The following is a 23,035-nucleotide window of genomic DNA, read 5'->3' as shown; positions in this document are numbered from 1 at the left end:
TGTCCGGTCTTATTCAACCGCCCGCGCCGGCTCCGCAAGTCCGATTGCCCGTACCAGTTCACGCTCCACGGCATTGCGCCGCGTTACCCAGAGACCACGCTCCAGCGCATCGCGCAGCCGCCCTGCAATAGCGGCTGTGGCGGCCGGATTGCGCGCCATCATGGCGTCCAGGACCGCCTCGTCGGCGATCAGGGCCGCATGGGTCGCATCGAAGAGCGGCGCCGGCACCGCTTCGGCCGTGGCGGCAAAGGCGTAGAGCGCGTCGACCGACTGGGCGATCTCCGCCACGCCGCGATGGCCGTGCTCCAGCATGCCGCCAATCCACCGCGGATTGGTGAGCCGCCCCCGCACGATGCGCGCGATTTCCTCGGCCAGACGACGCGCCTTGGGCTGCTCGGACCGGCTGGTATCGAGATGATAGAGCTCGGGTTCGTTGCCCAGCAGGGCCGCCGCGGCGGCGAAGCCCCCGGCGAAATCGGCGACACCGTCGCCGTCCAGGATGTCGCGCTCGCGATCATCCTGCGGATGCACCAGAATCTCGGCTTCCGACACGCGGCTGCGAAAGCCCACGCCGGCGTCGCGCACGCTTTCGGCGCCGCCATAGGCGTGGGTCACGGTGGCGAGATAGGCCTCGCCCAGGTCGGCCCGCGTGCGCCAGTCGCCATCGAGCGCCAGGTCGGCCGCCTGCGCACCATAGCTTCCCGGCGCAGAGCCAAAGACGCGCGCAAGATCGGCGCCTTTGCGATGGGCTTCAGCTAGCGGGTTGTCTTCCGCCGGCTCGTCGAGCGCCGCCACCTTGCGCACCGCCATGTCGAACAGCGCGATCTGCGCCTCGAAGATGTCGCGGAACAGACCGGAGATGCGCAGCGTCACGTCGATGCGAGGCCGGTCGAGGGTGGCAAGCGGCATCACCTCAATGCCGGTAACTCTGCCGGACACCGCATCCCATGTCGGCTTCACGCCGAGATAGGCCAGCGCCTGCGCGAGATCGTCGCCGCCGGTCCGCAGCGAGGCCGAGGCCCAAAGGTCGATCACCAGGGCGCGCGGATGGTCGCCATGATCCTGCAGGTAGCGCCGCACGACTTCCGCCGCCGCGCGTGTGCCGATGGCTGCAGCGGTACGGGTCGGAATGGCCCGCGGATCGATCGAGGTGAGATTGCGCCCGGTCGGCAGCACGTCGGCACGGCCGCGCGTCGGCGCGCCGGCAGGACCAGGCGCGACACGCCGGCCGTCGAGAGCCGCGATCAAGGCACTGCGCTCACGTCCCGCAGAAGCGCGGACCGCGGCTTCCTGGCCTGTCGCCTGGGCAAGCGCACTCACCCTCGCCTCATCCGGCGTACGGCCAAAGATGTGCAGGCCGTCGCGAATGCTGAGTTCCTTGATGTCGCAAAGCTGCGCGTCGAGCTTGGAAATGGCCTGGCGATTGGGTTCGTCCTTCATCAACCCGCACTCGGCGGCGAGCCCGTTGCTCCAGGCACGCTCCACGATCTCGTCTTCGAGGAAGCGCAAACGTCGGCGATCGAGTCCATCAGCCGCGGCATATTCCTCGATGATGCTTTCCATCTCGGCCAGCGCGCCGTGCAAACCGGCGGCACTGAGCGGCGGGGTCAGATGGCCAATCGTCACGGCGCCCAGGCGGCGCTTGGCCTGCACGGCCTCGCCGGGGTTGTTGACGATGAAGGGATAGACGACCGGCAACGCGCCCAGCACGGCCTCGGGCCAGCATTCCGCCGACAGTGCCAACGCCTTGCCGGGCAGCCATTCCAGGGTGCCATGCGTGCCGAGATGAACCAGCGCGTCGATGCGTTCCTGCTCGCGCAGCCAGGCGTAGAGCGCGACATAGGCGTGGCTCGGCGGGCAGCTCGTGTCGTGATAGCCCGACTTGCGATCGAGGCTCGTACCGCGATCGGGTTGCAGCAGAACCAGCACCTTGCCACAACGCAGCACCGGCAATCGGAAATCCTGCGCCGGCTCGCCCCAGGTCTCGACGAGATCGCGCTGCAGGCTCGGCGGCAGCTCGGCACGCCATTCGTTGTAGCGCGCCAGAGGAATATCGATGTGATCGACGGCGCCTGCCAGCAACCGCTCGACATCGGCTGGCTGCCACGGTTCGGTGCCGACATCGTAGCCTTCGTCGTGCAGCAAGGAGATGATCTCGATCACGCTGGCGGCCGTGTCGAGCCCGACGGCATAGCCGGTGCGGCCACCGCGAGCCGGGTAATCGGAGAGAACCAACGCCAGCCGGCGATCATGGCGCGACTTGATCCCGAGCTTCGCCCAGGCCGCGCCAAGGCGCGCGACATAGTCGATGCGATCGGGATGAGGTGCGTGATGCACACTCGCGAACTCGAGGCGTGGATCGACCGCCGTCTCGGCCTTGAAGGAGATGGCGCGCGCCAGCAACCGCCCGTCGAGCTCGGGCAGGACGACGTTCATTGCCAAGTCCGATGGCGACAGGCCACGCGGCGAGCCTTCCCAGGCCTCGCGCGTGCTGCCCGACAGCACGACCTGCAGTACCGGCGCATCGGCAGCATCGAGCACGGTCGTCTCGTCCTGGCGCAACGCCGAAAAGGCCGTGGTGTTCAGGATGATCTTTGGTGAACGCTCTCGGATCAGCCGATCGAGATCGGCCTGGATCGCCGGATCCTTGAGGCTGCCGACGGCTACCGCGAAAGCCGAGAGCCCTTCGCGATCGAGTGCCTGCGACAGCGCCTCGATGGGCGCCATATCCGCTGCCATCAGGTTGGCGCGATAGAACACGACCATCGCCGCGGGACGGCCGTCGGCGGGCGGTCCGATGACGGAGAGAGCACCGACCGGCTGGGGTGGCTCCCCAATGAGATCGCTTCCCAGCAGATTGGCGGCATAACGTAGCGCCTGGCGCAAATTCTCCGTACCGCCCGCCCGGAAGTAGGCATCCAGGCCCGCAAGCTTTTCGGCCGCCAAAGTCGAAACAGCGGCAAGGCGCGGATCTGGCCGGTCGTCGCCAGGCAGGGCCGCGAACAGTATGCCCTTGTCGCGTGCCAGATCGCCGATGCGCTCGAAGCCGTAGCGCCAATAATCGAGGCCGCCCAGGCCGCGCACGATGACGAGCCGTGCGTCGGACAATACGCGATCGACATAGAGATCGACCGACATCGGATGCCTGAGCTTCTTCAGGCTGGCGAGCCTCAAGGTCGGCAGCAGATCGACGTCGTGGCGCCAGGCCGCCGCCAGCGCCGAGAGGTCGCTGTCCGAAAAGGACAGCACGACGACCTCCGCCGGCGACTGGCCGAGGTCGATGGCGGTCTCGACTTCTTCGAGGCTCGCCAGCTCGGTCGCGAGGACGTGCATTTGGCCTACCCTGCGAGAAGCGTCCGGATCGCCGCCTGGTCGAAACCCTTCTCACCGATGACGACGAGGCGGCCCTGGCGCTGCTTGCCGTCCGGCCAGCGGCGATCGAACTGATGCTGAATGCGCGCGCCGACGCCCTGCACGAGCAACCGCATCGGCTTGCCTTCGATGTCGACGAAGCCCTTCATGCGCAGCACATCGTGCGTCTCGGCCGCTTTCACCATGCGCTCAACTAGCTGCTGCGGCGAGGCGAAGACCGGGAGATCGATGATGAAGGTGTCGAAATCTTCATGATCGTGCTCGCCTTCGAGTTCATGATGCGAAGGCCGCGCCTCGAGGTCGGCTTCCGCCGCGGCGCCAAGACCCAAAAGCACCTTCACCGGCACCTGGCCGTTGCGCGCCTCCACGAGTGCAACAGCGCGCGGCAAAGTCTGGCTGATCTGATCGATCACCGACTTCTTCTCGGCGGCATCGATGAGGTCGGCCTTGTTCAGAATGACGAGATCGGCACAGAGGAGCTGATCCTCGAACACTTCTTCCAAGGGATTGTCGTGATCGAGCGAGTCGTCGGCCGCACGCTGACGGGCGATCGCCTCGGGATCGTCGGCAAAGCGGCCGGCCGCCACCGCGGCGCCGTCGACGACGGCCACCACTCCATCGACCGTGACGCGCGAGGCGATCTCGGGCCAGTTGAAGGCCTTCACCAGCGGCTTGGGCAGCGCGAGGCCCGAGGTCTCGATGACGATATGCTCGGGCGGCACGGGCCGGTCGAGCAGCCCCTTGAGGGCCGGCACGAAATCGTCCGCGACGGTGCAGCAGATGCAACCGTTCGCCAACTCGACAATCGCGTCCTCTGGGCAGCTCTCGATACCGCACCCCTTCAGAATTTCGCCGTCGATGCCGACATCGCCGAATTCGTTGACGATGACCGCCAGACGGCGGCCGCCGGCATTCTCCAGCACGTGACGAACCAGTGTCGTCTTCCCGGCCCCGAGGAAACCGGTGACGATGGTGCACGGTACTTTGGCAAGCGTACTCATGGGGACTCCTTCAGGGCTATCGGCGGGACACGCGCTATGGTGTTCTTTCGGATGTGTTCGGGACGCTCGCGCCACACGGGCAGGCCGAGTTCATGGGCGCTGTGCTGGCGGGCAAAAGCGAGAATGTCGGGGGCGTGCTGCTCAGGATCGAGATTGCCGATCACATAGGTCCACTTGCCCGGAGCGGCGACGGCAGCGCTGCAGCTTCGCGAGCAGTTGGACAGACATTCGACGCCGATGACGGCGACACCTTCGCCAACTTCTGCCGATCCATGTTCAATCGCCGCCAGGAGACGCGCACCGGGCCGCGGCTCACCGGCGGATATGTCGCCATTGCCGCGACACGTCACGCAAACATAAAGCGTGGAAGACATCGTCATGTAGCGATTCCGATCAGGCTGCGAGGCCAGCTGCAGACGCAGCAACCGCACCGCCGATCAGCGCAACCGCAGTGCCCGCCGCCGAAAGCGCTAGGGTGCGGGCCCGACTGGCAAGGCGCTGAGCCGCGAGGCACGCGCCAAGACCGATCGCGGTCTGCACGATGAAGAGACCCGCGAGATAGGCCACGATCGGCGCAGGCTCCGCCCCGACGATCGATTCGCCCAGCGCATGGCCGTGTATCAGTCCCGCGACGGCGAACAGAGCAACCGCAAGCACTGGCGAGATCACGATGCGCAGGATCAGGAGTGCGCCGATCCCCAGTGTCGCCAGGCCAACCAGCAATTCACCACCCGGCAGATCGATCCTGCCGAGATGCATCGCAACGCCCGCCATCATGGCCGCACTGAACGCCAGAACGGGCGCCACGCCGCGGCCAGCGATGCCCGCCAGAGCGCCGACGCCGACAATGGCGGCCAGATGATCGAGGCCGATGATGGGATGGGCGAGCCCCGACAACAGGCCCTGCACAAAAGTCTGCGGCAGGTCACCATCCATTGCATGGTGCGCATAGGCGGGCACCTGCCAGGCGAGCATGAGAAAAGCTGTCAGGATGGCCGTTCGCCGGATCGGGGTCGTCATCGCCTGCCTCCGTCGTCGCGAGCCCGACTGGACTCGTCTCGCTGCCGTCTCCGACGGAGCCCGCCTCCGGTCAGGACCGGATGTCGGGTGGACCTCGCTCCCGGCGGTTCCCCGCGCCAGGACTCGGATGCGGCACTTTCGACGGCAGGTTTCCTGGCTCTCGGCTCTCCGCCTCAGGCCACCTTCCCGGTTTCCCAGTGGTATCAAGGCCTTCGGCTTGCCGATTACAGTTGCGGGGGCAGCCTCGGATTGGGGCCTAAACCCGTCACCGTGTTCCCTTTTGATCCCCTCGCGGGGCACCGTCCTGCGCTTGATACGGGTCGCGGTGAAGCGCCGTCAACGGGAATCGAGCCGCAGCAACCCTCAGCTGAAGAGGCCGATCGAGTTGGCCGCGGCGACGGCGCCCGCCACAGTCACCACGGCGCCAATGAGGGTCAGTCCCCGAATCTGAGTCGGCCGACCGGAGATCTTGATCGCGAATGCACAGGCGATCGCGCCGACGCCAATCTGGACCAGGAGCATGCCACCGATATAGGCCAATAACGGTGCCGTTGGCGCTTTGGCGATTGATTCGCTCAACGAGTAGCCATGGAAGAGACCCGCGATGGCGAAAAGAATGGATGCAATCTGCGGATGAATCGTCTGTCGCCGCACGACCAGTGCGCCGATACCGATTGTCGTCAGGGCGACCACTGTCTCGTCGAAGGGAAGCGTGGCGGGACTGATCTGGATGGCCACGCCGATGATAGAAGCTGCGCTGAAAGCCAGTAGCGGAACGAGTCCTCGCGCAGCGATACCCGCCAGGATGCCAATGCCGACAATTGCCGCCAGGTGATAATATTCGAAGATCGGATCGCCCACACCCGAAGCCAAGCCCTCCGCAAAGGTACGCGGCAGTTCTTCGTCGACGGCAGATTGGCCGAAGGCGACGCTTTGAAGGGCGACCATTAACACGGCCGCCAGCATGCCCATTCGACGGACCGATGCCGACATAGCCTCCCCGATTTTTGCAGCGAGCCTTCCCAATCTCACCGTTGTTCTTTTGATACGGGTGATGGCCAAGAGCCGTCAACAATCTTCGGTCTACCTTGCTGTCGTGTGCCCCGGCGATCATTCTGTACTCCCATCGCACAGCAGGCAGCCATGACGATCGAACAGGACGAAGAAGCTCGCCATAAAGCAAAAATGGCCAACCGAAAGGCCATCCAGGACAAAGAGGTTGCCCTCAAGACTGTCGAGAAGGGCCTCCTCGTCGTCCACACCGGCAAGGGCAAAGGCAAGTCGACAGCAGCCTTTGGTCTGTTGCTACGCGCCATCGGTCGAGGTCTGCGTTGCGGTGTCGTGCAGTTCGGCAAGGGTGCCTGGCAAACCGGGGAGAGGCTTGCCGTCGAACGGTTTGGCGATCAGGTGCAGTGGTTCACACTAGGTGAAGGCTTCACCTGGGAAACCCAGGATCGCGAGCGCGACGTGGCAGCCGCCGAGCGCGCCTGGGCGAAGGCACTGGAGCTGATGGCCGATCCGTCGATCCGCTTCATCGTGCTCGACGAACTCAATATCTCACTGCGCTACGACCACCTCGACATCACCAAGGTCGTGGCCGCCCTGAAGGCGCGGCGTTCCGACCAGCATATCGTCGTCACCGGCCGCAACGCCAAGCCCGAGCTCATCGAGGCAGCCGACCTGGTGACCGAGATGACCTTGGTGAAGCACCACTTCGCGGCCGGCGTAAAAGCCCAGGAAGGCATCGAGTTCTGATGGCCGAAAGGACCACCGCGCGCGCCCTGATGATCCAGGGTACGGGCTCCGATGTCGGAAAGTCGTTGCTGGTCGCGGCCCTGGCCCGCGCCTACACGCGGCGCGGTCTCAAGGTGCGGCCGTTCAAGCCACAGAACATGTCGAACAATGCGGCCGTCACGGCCGATGGCGGCGAGATCGGACGTGCCCAGGCGCTGCAGGCACGCGCGGCCGGCATCGCGCCCAGCGTCCACATGAATCCGGTGCTCCTGAAACCCCAGAGCGATGTCGGCGCGCAGGTGGTGGTGCAGGGCCGCGTCGTCGGCAATGCCAAGGCACGCGAATACCAGACGATGAAACCAGGATTGCTGGGTGCCGTGCTGCAAAGTTTCGGCAAGCTCGCCGCCGAAGCGGATCTTCTTCTGGTCGAAGGCGCAGGCTCGGCTTCGGAAGTAAACCTGCGTGCGGCCGACATCGCCAATATGGGATTCGCCCGCGCCGCTAACGTGCCCGTCGTGTTGGTCGGTGACATCGACCGTGGCGGCGTGATCGCAAGCCTGGTCGGCACCAAGACAGTGATCGATCCTGCCGATGCCGCCATGATCGTAGGCTTCATCGTCAATCGATTCCGTGGTGATCCCGCTCTGTTTGCCGATGGCATGAAGCTGGTCGAGCAGCATACGGGATGGCAGGCGCTGGGATTGGTCCCCTTCTTCGAGGACGCCCACCGGCTGCCTGCCGAAGATGCCCTCGGCCTGCCGAACAACGTCCGCACTGCCAGCGGCGCAGTTCGCATTGCCGTGTTGGCCTATCCGCGTATCGCCAACTTCGACGACTTCGATCCACTGCGGCAGGAGCCGGAGATCGACGTGGTGTTCGTGCGCCCCGGCGAAGCGATCCCCGGTGATGCCGCACTCGTCATCCTGCCGGGCTCGAAGGCGACCATCGCCGATCTCGCGGCCCTGCGTGCCGCGGGCTGGGAGATTGATTTGCGCGCGCACCTGCGCCGTGGCGGGCATGTGCTGGGAATCTGCGGTGGCTATCAGATGCTCGGCCGCCATATCGCCGACCCTGATGGCATCGAAGGCCCGCCCGGCAGCGTCGAGGGGTTGGGCTTGCTCGATGTCGAGACCGTGCTAGGCGGCGACAAGGTGCTGGTCGAAGTCACAGGCCAGACGGAAGCAGGCGGCGTCCCCTTCAAAGGCTACGAGATGCATATCGGCCGCACGACCGGCGATATGCGACCGCTGCTGACGCTGGACGGCGGAGGCAGCGACGGCGCCGTCGACGAGAGCGGACGGATTGCCGGCTGCTATGTTCATGGGCTGCTGGCCGACGACCGGCAGCGTCGCCACTGGCTGCAAAGGATCGGCGCGGCCAGCACGGGCTTCGACTACGAAGCCGGCATCGAAGTCACGCTCGATCGCCTGGCCGAACACATCGAGCAGCACATCGATCTCGACCGGCTCTACGCGTTGGCGCGCGCGCCCGATCTCACGCCAGCACGATGATGGCGGCCAACAAAGCGATGACCGCGATTTGTATGCCGCAGGCCGTGCGATAGAGCTGCAACGCAGCGCGGATGTCGTTGGCCGTCAGCTCGGCCCGACCATCACCCATCCAGCGATCATCGACCGTCACGCCACCGTAGATGCGCGGACCGGCGAGCCGGATACCGAGTGCGCCCGCCATGGCGGCCTCCGGCCAACCGGCGTTGGGCGAGCGATGATGCCGGGAATCACGACGCACAGCCGCCATCGCATTCGCCGGCGAACAGCCCGGCAGCAATGCCGCCGCCGCGATCAACCAGAGGGCCGTCAGCCGCGAGGCCGGCAGGTTCACCAGATCGTCGAAGCGAGCGGAGGCCCAGCCGAAGGCGCGATAGCGATCGGATTTGTGACCGACCATGGAATCGGCCGTGTTGACCGCCTTGTAGGCCAACGCGCCCGGCAGGCCCGCCACGACCATCCAGAAGAGCGGCGCCACGACGCCGTCGGAAAAATTCTCGGCGAGGCTCTCGATCGCCGCACGGCAGATGCCGGCTTCGTCGAGGGCCTCGGTATCGCGGCCGACGATACGCGAGACCATGTTGCGCCCACCGACCAGCCCGTGCTCATCGAGCCCGCGCGCTACATCTGCAACATGCGCGGCGAGGCTCCGTTGCGCGATCAACGAACTCGCCAGCAGGCCGCAGAGCAGCGCACCAAAGAGATCGTCGAAGATGTCGTCCAGCAGGTCCGCCACGAAGACACCCACGGCGATGCTCGAGCCCAGAAGCACGAGAAGCAGGACGACGCCCATCCCGCGGCGTTGCTCGAACGAGGCCGTGGGCGAATTCCACGCGTCGTCGGCCCATGCTATGAGCCGCCCGATCCAGGTCACTGGATGGCCGATCGCACGATAGAGCGGGTCGGGATATCCAACGGCCGCTTCGATGGCGACGGCGACAAGGGCAAGACCGGCGAACATGAATGCTCTGCCTAACACGGCGCTTGCACTCGGAAAACGGGTAGAGCATGGCGGCGACTTGTCCGCGGTCCGCGCCCGCTTTCCCGACGCGCCGGAGCCCTGGATCGACCTGTCGACCGGCATCAACCCGGTGTCCTATCCCGTGCCGGCGCCGTCTGCAGAAGCATGGGCACGACTGCCCGAACGAGCCGAGGAAGAGGCTCTGATTGCTGCCGCCGCCCGTCGCTATGGCGTCTCCCACCCGGCCACGATCGTCGCCGCCCCCGGCACGCAGGCCCTGATCCAGATGTTGCCGCGCGTCCTGCCGCCGAGCCGGGTGGCCATCATCGGCCCGACCTATGAGGAGCACGAAATCTGCTGGCGCCGGCAGGGACACGAAGTCTCGACCGTCACCGATCCCGATCAGGCGAAAGAGGCCGAGGTCGTGGTGGTGGTCAATCCAGACAATCCCACGGGCCGCCTTCTGGCCGCCGATGAATTGCCGTCTCCGTCCAAGCTGCTGGTGGTCGACGAAGCCTTCATCGATCTCCTGGCGCCGGCCAGCAGCCTCGCGGGCAGTTTGCCGCCGCGCACGATCGTGCTGCGTTCCTTCGGCAAGACCTATGGCCTGGCCGGCCTGCGCCTGGGCTTCGCCATCGCCGGCCGCGAGCTTGCCGAGAGGCTGCGCGGCGAACTTGGTCCCTGGGCAGTTTCAGGTCCCGCATTGGAGATCGGTCGAGCGGCACTCGACGATGATGCCTGGCTGAGCGCAACGGCAGAGCGCCTGACGGCGGATCGCCAGCGACTCGACGACGTTCTCCTCGAGGCAGGCTGCGCCATCAAAGGCGGTACGCCACTCTTCTGCCTTGCCGAACATTCCGAAGCGCCGGTCATGGTCGAGCGGCTTGGCCATCACGGCATCCATGTCAGGAGTTTCCGACAACAGCCGACCTGGCTGCGCTTCGGCCTGCCCGGCAGCGATGCTGCCTTCGAACGCCTTCGCACCAGCTTCAACGATTGAGGATCCCGTGGCTCGTTCTTCACGCAGAACCTTTATCAAAGCCGCCTCGGCCGCTGCAGCCGCTTCGACGGTCGCGGCCTGCGATGCCCCGGCGACCAATACGGCGCAAGGCGTACGCATCACCGGCGGCACGGAGTCCAAATTTCCATCTGCCGATGCGCCAGGGTCGAACGACGGCGGCTACAACATTCTCTTCATCTTGACGGACCAGGAACACTATATGGGTCCGCGCTGGCCGGTGCCGCTGCCGGGACACGAGCGGCTGCGTCGTACCGGCACTTTCTTCGAGAATCACCAGATCGCCGCCGACATGTGCTCGGCCTCGCGGGCGGTGATCTATACCGGCCTGCACATGCCGCATAACGGCATCTTCGACAATGCCGGCGTGCCCTACATGAAGAGCCTGGACCCCAAGCTGCCGACCATCGGCAAGGTCCTGCGCAAGCTCGGCTACTACACGGCCTACAAGGGCAAGTGGCATCTCAACGGCGCGATGGCGATGGAGAACCATCCCGACGACATCAAGGCGCTGTTCGAGACCATGATGGATCGCGACTACGGTTTCTACGACTACACCGGCGTCGGCGACTTCATCGAAGGCGCTCGGGGTGGCTATCAGTACGACCAGATCACGACGGCGCAGGCAGTGCAGTGGTTGAAGGCCAAGGGCCGGCCGATGGCCGACAAGCGCCAGCCCTGGTATCTCGCGGTCAACCTCGTCAACCCGCACGATGTGATGTGGGTGAACACCGACACGCCGGGCCAGCCCCCGCAGCAGGCGGTCGAGGCCAAGCTGAGCATCGCCTTCCCGCCCAACGATGCGCTCTACAAGCGGCAATGGAACGAGATCCCGCTGCAAAAGACCTGGCAGCAATCGCTCGACACGCCCGATCGCGTGCCGGCGCACCGGATCTATTATGCCGCCAACGGCATCCTGACGGGATTGATCCCGCAGGAGGAAAGCCGGGTGCGGATGCGCCAGAACTACTATTTCAATGCCGTCCGCGATGTCGACCAGCAGATCGTGCAGTTGCTCGACCAGCTCGACCGGCTGAGCCTCACCGACAACACCATCGTCATCTTCACGTCGGACCATGGCGAATTGCTGGGCTGCCACGGCGGCCTGTCAGGCAAAGGGACGACGACCTATCGCCAGCAGAACCACGTGCCGATGCTGGTGGTACATCCCGCAATCAAGGGCGGACAGCGCTGCGTCGAGACGACATCGCATCTCGATTTCGTGCCGACGATCGTCTCGTTGACCGGCAAGCCGACGGCGCCGGTGGCCGACGTCATGACGCGGATGAAGGGCCAGGACTTCTCGCCGCTACTGCGCCAGCCGGTGAATCCCGACTTCACGCAACGCCGTGGCGGCGTGCTGTTCTGCTACAGCCAGCTCATGGTGCACGATCCGCAGTTCACGAAGACGCTCTACGAGACCCTGCAGAACAAGTCGATCGCGCGGTCAGCGCTGTTCCGCACGATCGAAACCTTCCCGGTCAATTGGCCGCTGCGTGTCTGCATCCGGTCGATCGTCGACGAGCGCTACAAGTTCAGCCGATACTTCTCGTTCCGCGGCTTCAACACGCCAGCGACATTGGAAGAACTGCGCACGAAGAACGATCTCGAACTCTATGATTTGCGCAACGACCCCGACGAGATCGTGAACCTCGCCTACGACTTCGACCGCAATCGCGACCTCATCGCCGCGATGAACGCCAAGCTCAATGCCTTGATCGCGCGCGAGATTGGCGTCGACGACGGCAGCTTCATGCCGCTCAAGGACTGGATCAACTGGAACGAGGCAAGGCCGGAATCCGCCGTCAACATCTGAGACGGCGACCGATCCTCACGTGCCGCAGAACGTCCGATAGACGCGCTGATCTGGCGGCGGCGGTTCCTCGTAGGCTGCAAATTCGGATCGTGCCTCGTAGGGCTTAGCGAGCACGGTCAGCAGTTCCTCGAAGGGGGCGTAGTCCTCGCGCTCCGCAGCGGCAGTAAGAGCCGCCTCGACGCGATGGTTGCGCGGGATATAGACCGGGTTGACCGCATCCATCGCCGCCTTGCGGGCGGTGCCATCCATCGGATCGGCCGCCAGCCGCTGACGCCAGCGCACCGCCCAGTCGTCGAACGCTTCCGGCTTGTTCCCGAACAGGCTGCGGATCGTGGCGTCGGCAGCGGGATCGGCCGCCGCATCGCCCAGACGACGGAACGCCAGGGTAAAATCGGCCTGGCCATCGGTCAGGGCATTCAGGAAGGCCTGTGAAAGCTCGGAGTCGCCTTCCTGTTCGGTGGTCAGGCCCAGCTTGGCGCGAAGGCCACCCGTCAGCGCCTCGACGTAGTGGCCGCGGAACGTCGGCAGCACTTCGTTGGCGATCGCGAGCGCGGCGTCGCTGTCCTCGGCCAGCAATGGCAGCAACGTCTCGCCAAACCGCGCCAGGTTCCAGTGCGCGATGCTCGGCTGATGGGCATAGGCGTAGCGGCCCTGCTGGTCGATCGAGCTGAACACCGTCTCGGGATTGTAGGCGTCCATGAAGGCGCAGGGACCGTAGTCGATCGTCTCGCCGGCAATCGAGCAATTGTCGGTGTTCATCACGCCATGGATGAAGCCAACCAATAGCCACTTGGCGACCAGCGACGCCTGACGGGCGATCACCCGCTCGAACAGGACGCGATAGGGCTGGTCGGAGTCGCGTGCCTCCGGGTAGTGGCGCGCAATCACATGGTCGGCCAGCAGGCGCAGCGCTTCGGTATCGCCGCGCGCGGCAAAGAACTGGAAGGTGCCGACGCGGATATGGCTCGACGCGACACGGGTCAGCACGGCGCCAGGCAGCTCGCCGTCCCGCCAGATCGGCTCGCCGGTCGTGACCGCCGCCAGCGAGCGTGTGGTCGGAATGTTCAACGCCGCCATGGCTTCGCTGACGATATATTCGCGCAGCACCGGCCCCACGGCGGCGCGGCCATCGCCTCCACGCGAAAACGGCGTGCGGCCCGATCCCTTGAGCTGGATATCGCGGCGCTGGCCGTCACGGTCGATGACCTCGCCCAGCAGGATGGCGCGGCCATCGCCGAGCTGCGGCACGAAGTTTCCGAACTGATGGCCGGCATAGGCGAGCGCGATCGGCTCCGAGCCCGGCGCGACGCGGTTGCCGGCCAGCATCTCGACACCTTCCGGCGACGCCAGCACCTCGGGATCGAGGCCAAGCTGGAAAGCCAGCGCCCGATTGAGCTTCACCAACCGAGGTGCTGCGACCGGAGTCGGTGCCAGCCGGGCATAGAAACGCTCCGGCAGCTTGATGTAGCTGTTGTCGAAAGGCAGGCCGGCCGGGTTCGCCATGGTTTACTCGCGGTGGGTTTACTCGTCGTAACGGGCAGTCGTGATGCCGCTGGCTCGGTCGTAGTGCAGCGAGATCTTCTGCAGAGTGCAGAGGTTCAGATATTGCCATACGGCGGGCGCGCCATCGTCGGCAAAGCTCACCTTCAGATCACCCATGCAATAGTCGGTGGGCGCGCGATAGGAGACTTCCCGAGCTTCGCCCGGCTTGATGACCGGTGGCCGCAAGAAGTTGGGGCCCCAGAAATTGAGCTGGGTCGGCGACACGGAAAGCTGGCTAATCGGGTAACCCGTGGCATTCTTCAACCGGAACATGGTTTCTTGGGCAAACGCCTCCCCCGAACCGAGGACCAGGGCGGCAACAGCCAGACTGCGCAACATGAACAATGAACCTCACGAGGGAAGAAGCGTTGCGGTCGACTCTGTCGCAGATCGTCGAACCGCGCTAGAGGGGCCCTATGACGCTGTTGATCAGCCATCCATCCTTTCTCGAACACGACACTGGCGACTACCACCCCGAGCGACCGGACCGGCTGCGCGCGGTCATGGCCATCCTGGCCGACGAGGAATTCGCCGGCCTGAGACGTCTCGTGGCGCCCGAAGCCACCATCGAGCAACTTACGCGCGTCCATCCGCAGGGCTATGTCGATGCCATCCTGGGCATCCGGCCACCGCCCGGTGAGCTGGTCCACATCGACGCCGACACGGTGATGAGTGCCGGCAGCGCCAATGCCGCCCGCCATGCGGCGGGCGCCGTCGTGGCGGCGGTTGACGGTGTTCTGGGCGGCGCAGCGCGGACCGCCTTTGCCGCCGTCAGACCGCCGGGCCATCACGCGACGCCGGATGTCCCCGGCGGTTTCTGCCTCTTCAACAACGTCGCGATCGGCGCGCGGCATGCGCAGGCAGCCTTCGCCGTCGAACGTGTGGCGATCATCGATTTCGACGTTCATCACGGCCAGGGAACTCAGGCCGTCGTCGAGCCGGAACCGACGCTCTTCTACGCCTCGACGCACCAATATCCGCTCTATCCCGGCACCGGCTTTCCGCGCGAGCGTGGCATTGCAGGCAACGTGGTGAACGTGCCGCTGGCCGCCGGCAGCGGCAGCGCCGAGTTTCGTACGGCCTGGGGCGAGCGCATCCTGCCCGCGCTCGACGGCTTCGCGCCCGAGCTCGTGATCGTCTCCGCCGGCTTCGACGCGCACCGTCGCGATCCGCTGGCGCAGCTCGACATCGAGACCGAGGATTTCGTCTGGCTCACCGAAGAGCTGCTGGCCATCGCCGGACGCCATGCCGGCGGCCGCCTCGTCTCGGTGCTCGAAGGCGGCTACGACCTCGCCGCTCTCGCCGAATCGGTCGCCACGCACGTGCGGACGTTGATGGCGGCCGACGCCGCCTGACGGTTCAGGACTCGGGGATGGCGCGGTCGATCTGCCAGGTCGCCGCGCTGACATGCGACTCGAGGCTGAGCCGGCCGACGATCTGTTCCAGCGCCGCATCGTTGCGCTTCGCCGCCACAGCCTGCGCCGTCACCATGACCTTGGACGTATCGGGAATATCCTCGCTGTCGAGACGGCGAAGGCCGAGGCCCGCCTGGGACAGCGCATGCAGGAGCAGGGAGCGCATATGCGCCTCCTCCGCGCCACGACAGGCGATCTCGACCGTGTAGTAGGTTTCCGAGTCGGTCGAGGTCAGCAGCCTGAAGTTCATGCGCCGCACCAGCGGCCGCAGGAAGAGATTGGTGCCGATCACGAAGACGGCGGCGAGGATGCTCGGACCACCATGACCCGCACCCGCCAGGGTACCGACCATGGCCGAGCACCAGAGCGTCGCTGCGGTGTTCAGCCCATGGACGTTGACGCCTTCGCGCAAGATCACGCCCGCGCCCAAAAAGCCGATGCCGGTCACGACCTGGGCTGCGACGCGCGTCGGATCGCCCTGGCCGACTAGGCCGGAGAACACGACGAAGCCCGCCGCGCCCAGCGCCACGAGGGCGTTGGTGCGCAGGCCGGCCATCTTCTGGTGCCACTGCCGCTCGAAGCCAATCGCGGAACCCAGCACCAGGGCGAGCGTAAGGCGCAGGGCGGGATCGCCCAGGGCCACAAGATCAAAGGACATGGCCCCTCCATGATCGGGGCAGGTTGCAATTTGATGACAGCCCGCGTTCAGGCCGGGTTGTCGAGGCTGAAGACGCCGGTTGCCTCGTCGTAGGCGAAGGCCTCGGCAAAGCGGCCCCACGAGATGGCGGCGCGCAAGGTCTGCTCGGCGAACTGTTCGGACATGTGATCCTCGAGCTCGTCGCGGAAGCGGCTGGCCGGTGCGCGATGCGCGCCGCGCTCGTCGAGCACCCGCTTGATGTGGCCGGCGAGCGGCACGTAGGCCAGGAGATGCTGGGCGAACAGCCGCTTGCGATCATCGGGATCGAGATCGACGAAGCGGCGTCCTGCCTCGGTCAGCTTGATGTCGCCTTCGGCCAGCTCAGCGAAGCGCAGGAGCTGCAAGGTTTCGGCGATCGGGAACAGGTCGTCGATTTCCATCTGCAAGGTCTCCGCCAGCGCAGGCAGGTCGGCGCGGCCGCGGTAGGGGTCGCCCGCCACGGCTTCGAGAAATCCGGCCAGCAGATTGGGCGAGAGGTGCGGCAACAGCATGGAGATGCCGCTGCCGGCGAAGGCACCCGGTGCCTTTCCCGCCGGCCGTGCCGTCATCAGCGCATAGATGTCGTCGACGAGTTGACGGAAGGTCGGATCGAGGCGATTGCGCGGCTGCGGCAGGGTGACCGGAATCTCAGCCACGAGGCGCCCGGGATTGGACGAGAAGACAAGGATGCGGTCCGACATCAGCACCGCCTCCTCGATATTGTGCGTGACCAGCAGGATCGACGAGATCGGCATGCGCCCCTCGCCCCAGAGATCGAGCAGGTCGGTGCGCAAGGTCTCCGCCGTCAGCACGTCGAGCGCCGAGAAAGGCTCGTCCATCAGCAGGAGTTTGGGGTGAACGACCAGCGCCCGCGCCAACCCGACACGCTGGCGCATGCCGCCCGACAGTTCCTTCGGATAGGCGCTCTCGTAACCGTCGAGGCCGATCAGATCGATGGCTGCGAGGGCCCGCCGATGCCGTTCAGCGGGCGCAATGCCCTGCGCCTCCAGGCCGATTTCGACGTTCTCCTGCACGGTAAGCCACGGAAAGAGCGCGAAAGTCTGGAACACCATCGCGACGTCGCCAGCTGGCCCCGCCACCGGCCGGCCGGCGATCGACACCTGGCCCTCGCTGGCCGGCAGGAGGCCCGCGATGATGCGCAACAGCGAGGACTTGCCGCAGCCGGAGCGACCGAGCAGTGAGACGATCTCATTGTTGCCAAGCGTCAACGAGATGCCGTCAAGAACGAGCAGGTTCTCGCCGCTGCCCTTGGGATAGAGCTGCCGCACTTTGTCGACGACGACCAGGGGCGACGGAGACGGCGCCAGCGGCCGCGTGAGGAGGTTGGTGTCCATTGTCGTCTCCTTCAAGTCAGGCGGAAGCGTCGTTCGGCGAGGCGATAGAGCGGTCGCCAGACCAGGCGATTGCAGGCGACGACCATGATCGACATGACGGCGATGCCGAGGACGACGCGCGGATAGTCGCCCGCCTCCGTCGCCTGCGCGATATAGGCGCCGAGCCCGGAGGCTTCGAGCTTGGTATCGCCCCAGCTCGCGACCTCGGCCACGATGCTTGCATTCCACGAACCGCCCGAGGCCGTCAGCGCCCCCGTCACGTAGTACGGCAGGATCCCCGGCACGATGACCTTGCGCCACCACTGCCAGGAGCGCAGCCGGAACAGGGAAGCGACCTCCCGCATGTCGGTCGGAAAGGCGCTGGCACCGGCAATCACGTTGAAGAGGATGTACCACTGCGTGCCCAGGATCATGAGCGGGCTGAGCCAGATGTCCGGATCGAGCTTCCACGACACGATGGCGACGACGGCAATCGGAAACAGCACGTTGGCCGGGAATGCCGCCAGGAACTGTGCAATCGGTTGCACGCGTGTGGCGATCCCCGGACGCAGGCCGATCCAGACGCCGATCGGAACCCACACGAGACTGGCGAGCGCGATCAAGACGGCGACCCGCAGCAGCGTCAGGAAGCCAAGGCCCACGGCCTTCGCAACGTCATCGAGCGTGAGCGTCTGATCGGCGAACAGCACGATCCGCCACAGTGCCCAGGCGACGGCGATCAGCACCACGGCCAGCCACACGAAATCGGCTCTCCGCCCAGCACCAACCGGTCCCACCCGTTGCGGCGACGGCGCACGACGCGGTGCGACGGTGGTGATGTGCGCCGACAAGGCACCGATCAGGGCGGAGACTCGGCGGATCAGGCGACCGCGTCGCCACAGGTCATAGACCCAGGAACGCGGCCGTTGCTGCGCGGCGGTCTGCTCGAAGCGGAATTTATCGGCCCAGGCAACGATGGGGCGGAACAGGAGCTGGTCGTAAGCCAGGATGACGGCCGCCATGGTGCCAACGGCCATCAGCACGGCCGCTACATCTCGTTGCGCGATGGCAAGTGCCAGCCACGAGCCAATACCCGGCAGCTTGATCGTGGTGTCGCCTACCGTGATCGCCTCCGAGGCGACGACGAAGAACCAGCCACCCGACATTGACATCATGGTGTTCCAGATCAGGCCGGGCGCGGCGAACGGGACTTCGAGTCGCCAGAAGCGCAGCCATGGCGAAAGCTGGAAGTGACGTGCCGCTTCGTCGAGGTCACCCGGCACGGTCCGCAAGGACTGATAGAAGCTGAAGGCCATGTTCCAGGCCTGGCTGGTGAAAATCGCGAAGATCGCCGCGCATTCAGCGCCAAGCTGGCTCTGCGGAAACAGGCCGATGAAGAACACGACGGTGAACGTCAGAAAGCCCAGCACCGGCACGGACTGTAGGATGTCGAGAGCCGGTAGGATCACCAGCTCGGCGCGGCGGCTCTTGGCTGCAAGTGTTGCCACGACGAAGGTGAAGACCAGCGATGCCACGATGGCGGCGAACATGCGAAGGGTCGTGCGCAGCGCATAGTCTGGCAGATTGGCCGGATCGAGCGTCACGGGATCGCTGGCGAGCCACGCTGCCGGCGCGACCATGCCGCGCGCGCCATGTGCGATGGCGACGAAGACACCGGCGATCAGGATGAAGATTGCGAGGTCGTGGAAATTAAGCCACAGCCGCGCTCCGCCCAAGCCGAGCGGTGTCGGAAGCCGGCTCTTTTCCTTGCGGTTGTCCATACTTGCCCCCTCAGCTCGCCGCCGCGCGGCAAACTAGAGGACAGATGTTGCGAATTGCCTTCATCCGCGCCTCCTTCAGATCGGATCGTGTGTTCGACCCGGGCGGCGCGACCTGAGGAGAGCCTAAAGCAGCAGGCTGGTCCTCGGGATCTCGATCTCCCGGGCAAGAATCCCGGCCGTCGTCACGGTCGCAGAGCGACTGTGGCAATCGGACGAGGTGTTGCTAGATCGCGGGTTCATCGAATCCCTTACGGTTGCTTTCGTGCGGCCCAATACGCCTCGGCCGGAGACCGGTCAAGTGCAGTAGCGTCACTTGAAGTACGAATGAACGATCTCGACGAGTTCCTCTGCCGCCTGCACGCGCATGTCATCGCGCTTGGACGTGCGATTGACGAAGTTCTCCAGAATATGGTCCTCGATCACCTCGGCGATGAAGCCGTCAAGCGCGCCGCGGCACGCTGCCGCCTGCTGCAGTACGGACGAGCAGCTCGCATCTTCCTCGAGTCGCCTTTCGACGGCATCGAGCTGCCCCCGGATACGCCGCACACGCATCAGGAGTTTTCGCTTTTCCTTTTCTCGCAGGGTGTCCGACATTCTGCTTGATCCTATCCTGGAGGGGGGTATATACGCCTCATCGGCGCGACCTGTCCATTTGCCGGATGGGGCACACCGAATCCACCCAACAGCAAGGTCCCGATGAACCCGCGATCTAGCAGCAACTCGACGGAAGGACATAGTCGTCGTTCGACTGGTCCTGATGTCGACGCCGGCATGAGCGGCGGCGTGGGTTCTCGAGGGTCGGCCTGACCTGACCTCCTCCTGATCCGCGCCCCTCCCGGTCGGTGCAACCGATCTGATTGAAGGAGGCGCGGATGACCATCGTCCGCAAGATCAGCCCAACCGTGTTTCCGGGCATCCCCGTTCTCTCCTGTTACTGGAAACTGCGTCCTGACGGCCGCCTGGAGTGCATCTGGCAACGTCTGCCCAGAAGGATCGGCAACGTCGTGCGGCTCAACGACCGGCGCGTTCCGGTCACGTTACACAAGAGCGTAACTGCACCCGACGAAGATCGGCTACAGCACGAAGATGCGGAACCGGGCCGCAAGGCGCATAATGGGGCGAGAACAATGAAGAAGGCAGCCAGGGCAACACATAAGGTTCTGGGCAGGCTGGCGGCCGCCGCAACGGCGCTCGCCGCCCCATCCATTGCTTCGCCTGCCTGGGCAGCAGATCCGGAGCTGCCGCGTTCGGGCTTCTATGTCGGCGGCCATGTCGGTTACCTGTTTGGCAATGCGACGGCGACCTTCGCCGATCCTATTGGCGTCGCGACGGCTGGTGGCACGTCCCCCTATGGCACCTTCTTCGGCGGCGTGCAGGCGGGCTACGAGCACTATTACTCGCGCCTGATGCTGGGCCTCGAAGTCGACATGTCCTTCCCCGGCGCCGAAGACCTGGCGCAGGTCCTGTCCTATCGCGCGACGGCCGCGGGAACGGCTAACCAGCAGCTCGAGTATCTCGCGAGCCTGCGTGGCCGCATTGGCTATGGCATTGGTCCCTGGACGCCCTTCGTCACCGGCGGCATCGCCTGGGCAAGCACGCGGTCCAGTCGTACGGACCTCACCACCGGCAACGAGGATGCGAGCCCCAGCAATATCCGGGCGGGCTACGTCTTGGGTGCCGGCATCGACTACAAGCTCGACTCGAACTGGTCGGCGCGTGCCGAATATCTCTACACCAGCCTGCCGCTCAACGGCTTCGTTTTCGCCACGCCGGCCCGCTACGATTCTCTCTACGACCTGCATCGCATCCGGTTGGGCCTGAACTACAAGTTCGGGGCCAAAGAAGACTCCAAGTCCGAAAGGCCCGATCGTGGATTCGGTTCGTGGGAAATCCACGGGCAGACGACCTTCATCTTCCAGGGCTATCCGCCGTTCAACGCCGCCTACTCCGGCGCCAACAGCCTGCCGCCAGAGGGTCAGAGCCGCGAGACCTGGACGGCCTCGGCCTTCCTCGGAATCCGGCTCTGGCAGGGCGCCGAGCTCTACTACAATCCCGAGCTGCTGCAGGGTTTCGGCGTTGCCAATACGACCGGCGCCGGCGGCTATCCCAATGGCGAGGCACAGAAGTCCAACTTCCCCTACCCGCGCTACAACACCTCGCGGCTCTTCCTGCGCCAGGAGATCGGTCTTGGTGGCGAACGCGAGAAGGTCGCGAGCGACTATGGCCAGCTCTCGGGTGAGCGCGACGTGTCGCGAGTGACTTTGCAGATCGGCAAGTTCTCAGTGAAGGACGTCTTCGACGGCAATACCTATGCCGAAGATCCACGCATGGATTTCCTCAACTGGTCGATCTGGGCGTCGGGCGCCTTCGACTATCCCGCCGACCGGCTGGGCCTCACCTGGGGCTTCCTGGCTGAACTCAACCAGCCCAACTGGGCGGTACGCGCCGGCTACTTCCTGGTGGGCAACGAGCCCAATGCCAACACCTTCGATCTCGCGCTCTTCTCGCGCGGCGGCTATGTCGGCGAGCTCGAGTTGCGCTACCGCCCGTTCGATCGGCCGGGCGCCATCCGCTTCGGCGCCTGGATGAACAGCGTCTTCTCCGGTTCCTACAATGAAGCGGTGGCGTTGGCGCTCGCGAACGGCGTTGCGGCCGACGAAACGATTGCCCAGACCCGGCAAGGCCGCACCAAGTTTGGATTCTACGTCAACCTCGAACAGGAGCTGACCGACGACATCGGCCTGTTCAGTCGCTTCAGCTGGAACAACGGCAAGTCGGAGATCGTGGCCTTTACCGACATCGACACCAGCCTGTCGCTCGGCGTCTCGATCAAGGGCACACGGTGGGGCCGCGAGCAGGATCGCATCGGCATCGCCGGCGCCTGGAACTCGATCTCCGGCGACCACAGCAGCTTCCTGGTCGCCGGCGGCCTCGGTGTCCTGGTCGGCGACGGCAACCTCACCTATGGCTCCGAAGGCGTCGTCGAAGCCTACTACGCCTTTCAGATTGCCAAGGGCATTACCGCCACCGCCGACTACCAGTTGCTGGTCAACCCTGCGTACAACACCGTGCGCGGCCCGGTGCATGTCTTCAGCGGCAGGTTGTCGGCACGCTTCTGACACTGGAGCGCAATAGAGCTCGACGATAGTCGGCGACATGCACAAGTGTGTCGCCGGCATCGTCGCCGGATTTCTCCTGGCGTCGAGTTTGTTGTTCTCGCCGTCGATGGGACAGGCTGCTGGCGGCGCACACATCGTCGATGATTCGGAAGTTGAAACGCCAGGCGGATGCCACCTCGAAATGTGGGTGACGCGCTTCATTCCCGGCGACGGTTACGCCAATTTCGAACCAGCTTGCACACCTGTCAAAGTCCCCTGGCTAGAAATCGCCGTCGCCTATCAGCACTACTGGGACCAGATCATCGGTGCGCCCCTGCTGGGCCCGCAAATCAAGATCAACCTCCAAAGCGATACCGAGGGTGTCGGCGTTGGTCTGGGATTCAACGCAGCGGTCAATCTCGAGACGGGGAGCGTGAACCTCGGATCGATCATTGGCCTGGTGACGATCCCCATCGGCAAGAACCTCCGGATCAACATCAACGGCGGCTGGAGTTATCTCGCTGGCGACCAGCCCAACGCTTTCTTCTGGGGTGGACAGGCGGAAGTCGATATCGGTGGAGATATCTCCCTCATGCTGGAGGCTTTCGGTCGCCATCCCGGAACGATCGGCAATCAGATGGGCCTGCGCTACACGCCGAACAACGGTCGGTACGATTTCGACCTTCTGGTCGGCACAACCTTCGACGACACCAATACACTGTTCGCCACGATAGGCGTGACCATCCGATTCTAGAGAGA

19 protein-coding genes and 1 riboswitch are annotated in these 23,035 nt (G+C 65.0%); of the genes, 7 read left to right on the top strand and 12 right to left on the bottom strand.

Going from position 1 to position 23,035, the window contains the following annotated elements; genetic code table 11:
- Positions 1-9: 9 nt before the first annotated feature.
- From cobN to EPO50_RS15845, 5 genes are all read right to left on the bottom strand, one after another.
- Positions 10-3,333, bottom strand: a complete 3,324-nt coding sequence (gene cobN, locus EPO50_RS15865; protein ID WP_296345683.1) for a cobaltochelatase subunit CobN — start codon at positions 3,331-3,333, stop codon at positions 10-12.
- Between the two features lie 5 nt (positions 3,334-3,338).
- Entirely contained in the window at positions 3,339-4,373 is a 1,035-nt protein-coding gene (cobW, locus tag EPO50_RS15860; RefSeq protein WP_296345680.1) for a cobalamin biosynthesis protein CobW, read from the bottom strand.
- Positions 4,370-4,747, bottom strand: coding sequence for a DUF1636 domain-containing protein (locus EPO50_RS15855; RefSeq protein ID WP_296345819.1), 378 nt, complete (start codon positions 4,745-4,747; stop codon positions 4,370-4,372). The genes cobW and EPO50_RS15855 overlap by 4 nt, the downstream gene beginning before the upstream one ends.
- Positions 4,748-4,766: 19 nt before the next feature.
- Positions 4,767-5,393, bottom strand: coding sequence for a HupE/UreJ family protein (locus EPO50_RS15850; protein WP_296345678.1), 627 nt, complete (start codon positions 5,391-5,393; stop codon positions 4,767-4,769).
- Positions 5,394-5,518: 125 nt separating this feature from the next.
- Positions 5,519-5,712: riboswitch (cobalamin riboswitch) on the bottom strand.
- Between the two features lie 44 nt (positions 5,713-5,756).
- Entirely contained in the window at positions 5,757-6,455 is a 699-nt protein-coding gene (locus EPO50_RS15845; RefSeq protein ID WP_296345676.1) for a HupE/UreJ family protein, read from the bottom strand.
- Between the two features lie 81 nt (positions 6,456-6,536).
- Here EPO50_RS15845 and cobO point away from each other — a divergent pair, with 81 nt between their 5' ends.
- Both cobO and EPO50_RS15835 read left to right on the top strand, forming a co-directional pair.
- Positions 6,537-7,148 (top strand): cob(I)yrinic acid a,c-diamide adenosyltransferase, encoded by a 612-nt coding sequence (gene cobO, locus EPO50_RS15840; RefSeq protein WP_296345675.1) that lies wholly within the window; start codon positions 6,537-6,539, stop codon positions 7,146-7,148.
- A 29-nt stretch (positions 7,149-7,177) separates the two neighbouring features.
- Positions 7,178-8,638, top strand: coding sequence for a cobyric acid synthase (locus EPO50_RS15835; RefSeq protein WP_296345817.1), 1,461 nt, complete (start codon positions 7,178-7,180; stop codon positions 8,636-8,638).
- Here the strand turns inward: EPO50_RS15835 and cbiB are convergent.
- Positions 8,622-9,596 carry an adenosylcobinamide-phosphate synthase CbiB gene (gene cbiB / locus EPO50_RS15830; RefSeq protein WP_296345673.1) on the bottom strand — a complete coding sequence of 325 codons (975 nt, stop codon included), beginning with the start codon at positions 9,594-9,596 and terminating at the stop codon, positions 8,622-8,624. The two genes, EPO50_RS15835 and cbiB, sit on opposite strands and share 17 nt — an antisense overlap.
- On the opposite strand from cbiB, the gene cobD reads away from it, so the two are divergent.
- Positions 9,595-10,596: a threonine-phosphate decarboxylase CobD gene (gene cobD / locus EPO50_RS15825; RefSeq protein WP_296345671.1), complete on the top strand. Its 1,002-nt coding sequence runs from the start codon at positions 9,595-9,597 to the stop codon at positions 10,594-10,596. The genes cbiB and cobD overlap by 2 nt on opposite strands.
- Positions 10,597-10,603: 7 nt before the next feature.
- Complete coding sequence (locus tag EPO50_RS15820) at positions 10,604-12,430, top strand: sulfatase-like hydrolase/transferase (RefSeq protein WP_296345669.1); 1,827 nt, start codon at positions 10,604-10,606, stop codon at positions 12,428-12,430.
- A gap of 15 nt (positions 12,431-12,445) precedes the next feature.
- Here EPO50_RS15820 and EPO50_RS15815 read toward each other — a convergent pair whose 3' ends face one another.
- Together EPO50_RS15815 and EPO50_RS15810 are read right to left on the bottom strand one after the other, a co-directional pair.
- On the bottom strand, positions 12,446-13,933 hold the full coding sequence (locus tag EPO50_RS15815; RefSeq protein ID WP_296345667.1) for a YdiU family protein: 1,488 nt from the start codon (positions 13,931-13,933) through the stop codon (positions 12,446-12,448).
- A gap of 18 nt (positions 13,934-13,951) precedes the next feature.
- Complete coding sequence (locus tag EPO50_RS15810) at positions 13,952-14,311, bottom strand: hypothetical protein (RefSeq protein ID WP_296345666.1); 360 nt, start codon at positions 14,309-14,311, stop codon at positions 13,952-13,954.
- Positions 14,312-14,388: 77 nt separating this feature from the next.
- Between EPO50_RS15810 and EPO50_RS15805 the strand changes: the two genes are divergently transcribed.
- A complete protein-coding gene (locus EPO50_RS15805; RefSeq protein ID WP_296345664.1) occupies positions 14,389-15,327 on the top strand; it encodes a histone deacetylase family protein in 939 nt (312 codons plus the stop codon).
- A 4-nt stretch (positions 15,328-15,331) separates the two neighbouring features.
- Here EPO50_RS15805 and EPO50_RS15800 read toward each other — a convergent pair whose 3' ends face one another.
- The 4 genes from EPO50_RS15800 to EPO50_RS15785 all read right to left on the bottom strand — a co-directional run bounded on the left by EPO50_RS15800 (position 15,332) and on the right by EPO50_RS15785 (position 19,772).
- Positions 15,332-16,045 carry an MgtC/SapB family protein gene (locus tag EPO50_RS15800; RefSeq protein WP_296345662.1) on the bottom strand — a complete coding sequence of 238 codons (714 nt, stop codon included), beginning with the start codon at positions 16,043-16,045 and terminating at the stop codon, positions 15,332-15,334.
- A 47-nt stretch (positions 16,046-16,092) separates the two neighbouring features.
- On the bottom strand, positions 16,093-17,418 hold the full coding sequence (locus EPO50_RS15795) for an AAA-associated domain-containing protein (RefSeq protein WP_296345660.1): 1,326 nt from the start codon (positions 17,416-17,418) through the stop codon (positions 16,093-16,095).
- 11 nt (positions 17,419-17,429) lie between these two features.
- Positions 17,430-19,178, bottom strand: a complete 1,749-nt coding sequence (locus EPO50_RS15790; RefSeq protein WP_296345658.1) for an ABC transporter permease subunit — start codon at positions 19,176-19,178, stop codon at positions 17,430-17,432.
- Positions 19,179-19,487: 309 nt separating this feature from the next.
- Complete coding sequence (locus tag EPO50_RS15785) at positions 19,488-19,772, bottom strand: metal/formaldehyde-sensitive transcriptional repressor (protein ID WP_296345656.1); 285 nt, start codon at positions 19,770-19,772, stop codon at positions 19,488-19,490.
- Between the two features lie 278 nt (positions 19,773-20,050).
- On the opposite strand from EPO50_RS15785, the gene EPO50_RS15780 reads away from it, so the two are divergent.
- Complete coding sequence (locus EPO50_RS15780) at positions 20,051-22,297, top strand: carbohydrate porin (RefSeq protein ID WP_296345654.1); 2,247 nt, start codon at positions 20,051-20,053, stop codon at positions 22,295-22,297.
- Between the two features lie 37 nt (positions 22,298-22,334).
- On the top strand, positions 22,335-23,030 hold the full coding sequence (locus tag EPO50_RS15775) for a hypothetical protein (RefSeq protein WP_296345630.1): 696 nt from the start codon (positions 22,335-22,337) through the stop codon (positions 23,028-23,030).
- Positions 23,031-23,035: the final 5 nt, after the last annotated feature.

It is taken from the genome of Reyranella sp. (genome assembly GCF_004297405.1).
Classification (GTDB): domain Bacteria; phylum Pseudomonadota; class Alphaproteobacteria; order Reyranellales; family Reyranellaceae; genus Reyranella.
Note: the sequence above shows the minus strand (reverse complement) of the source record. Positions and strands in the feature narration are given on the sequence as shown.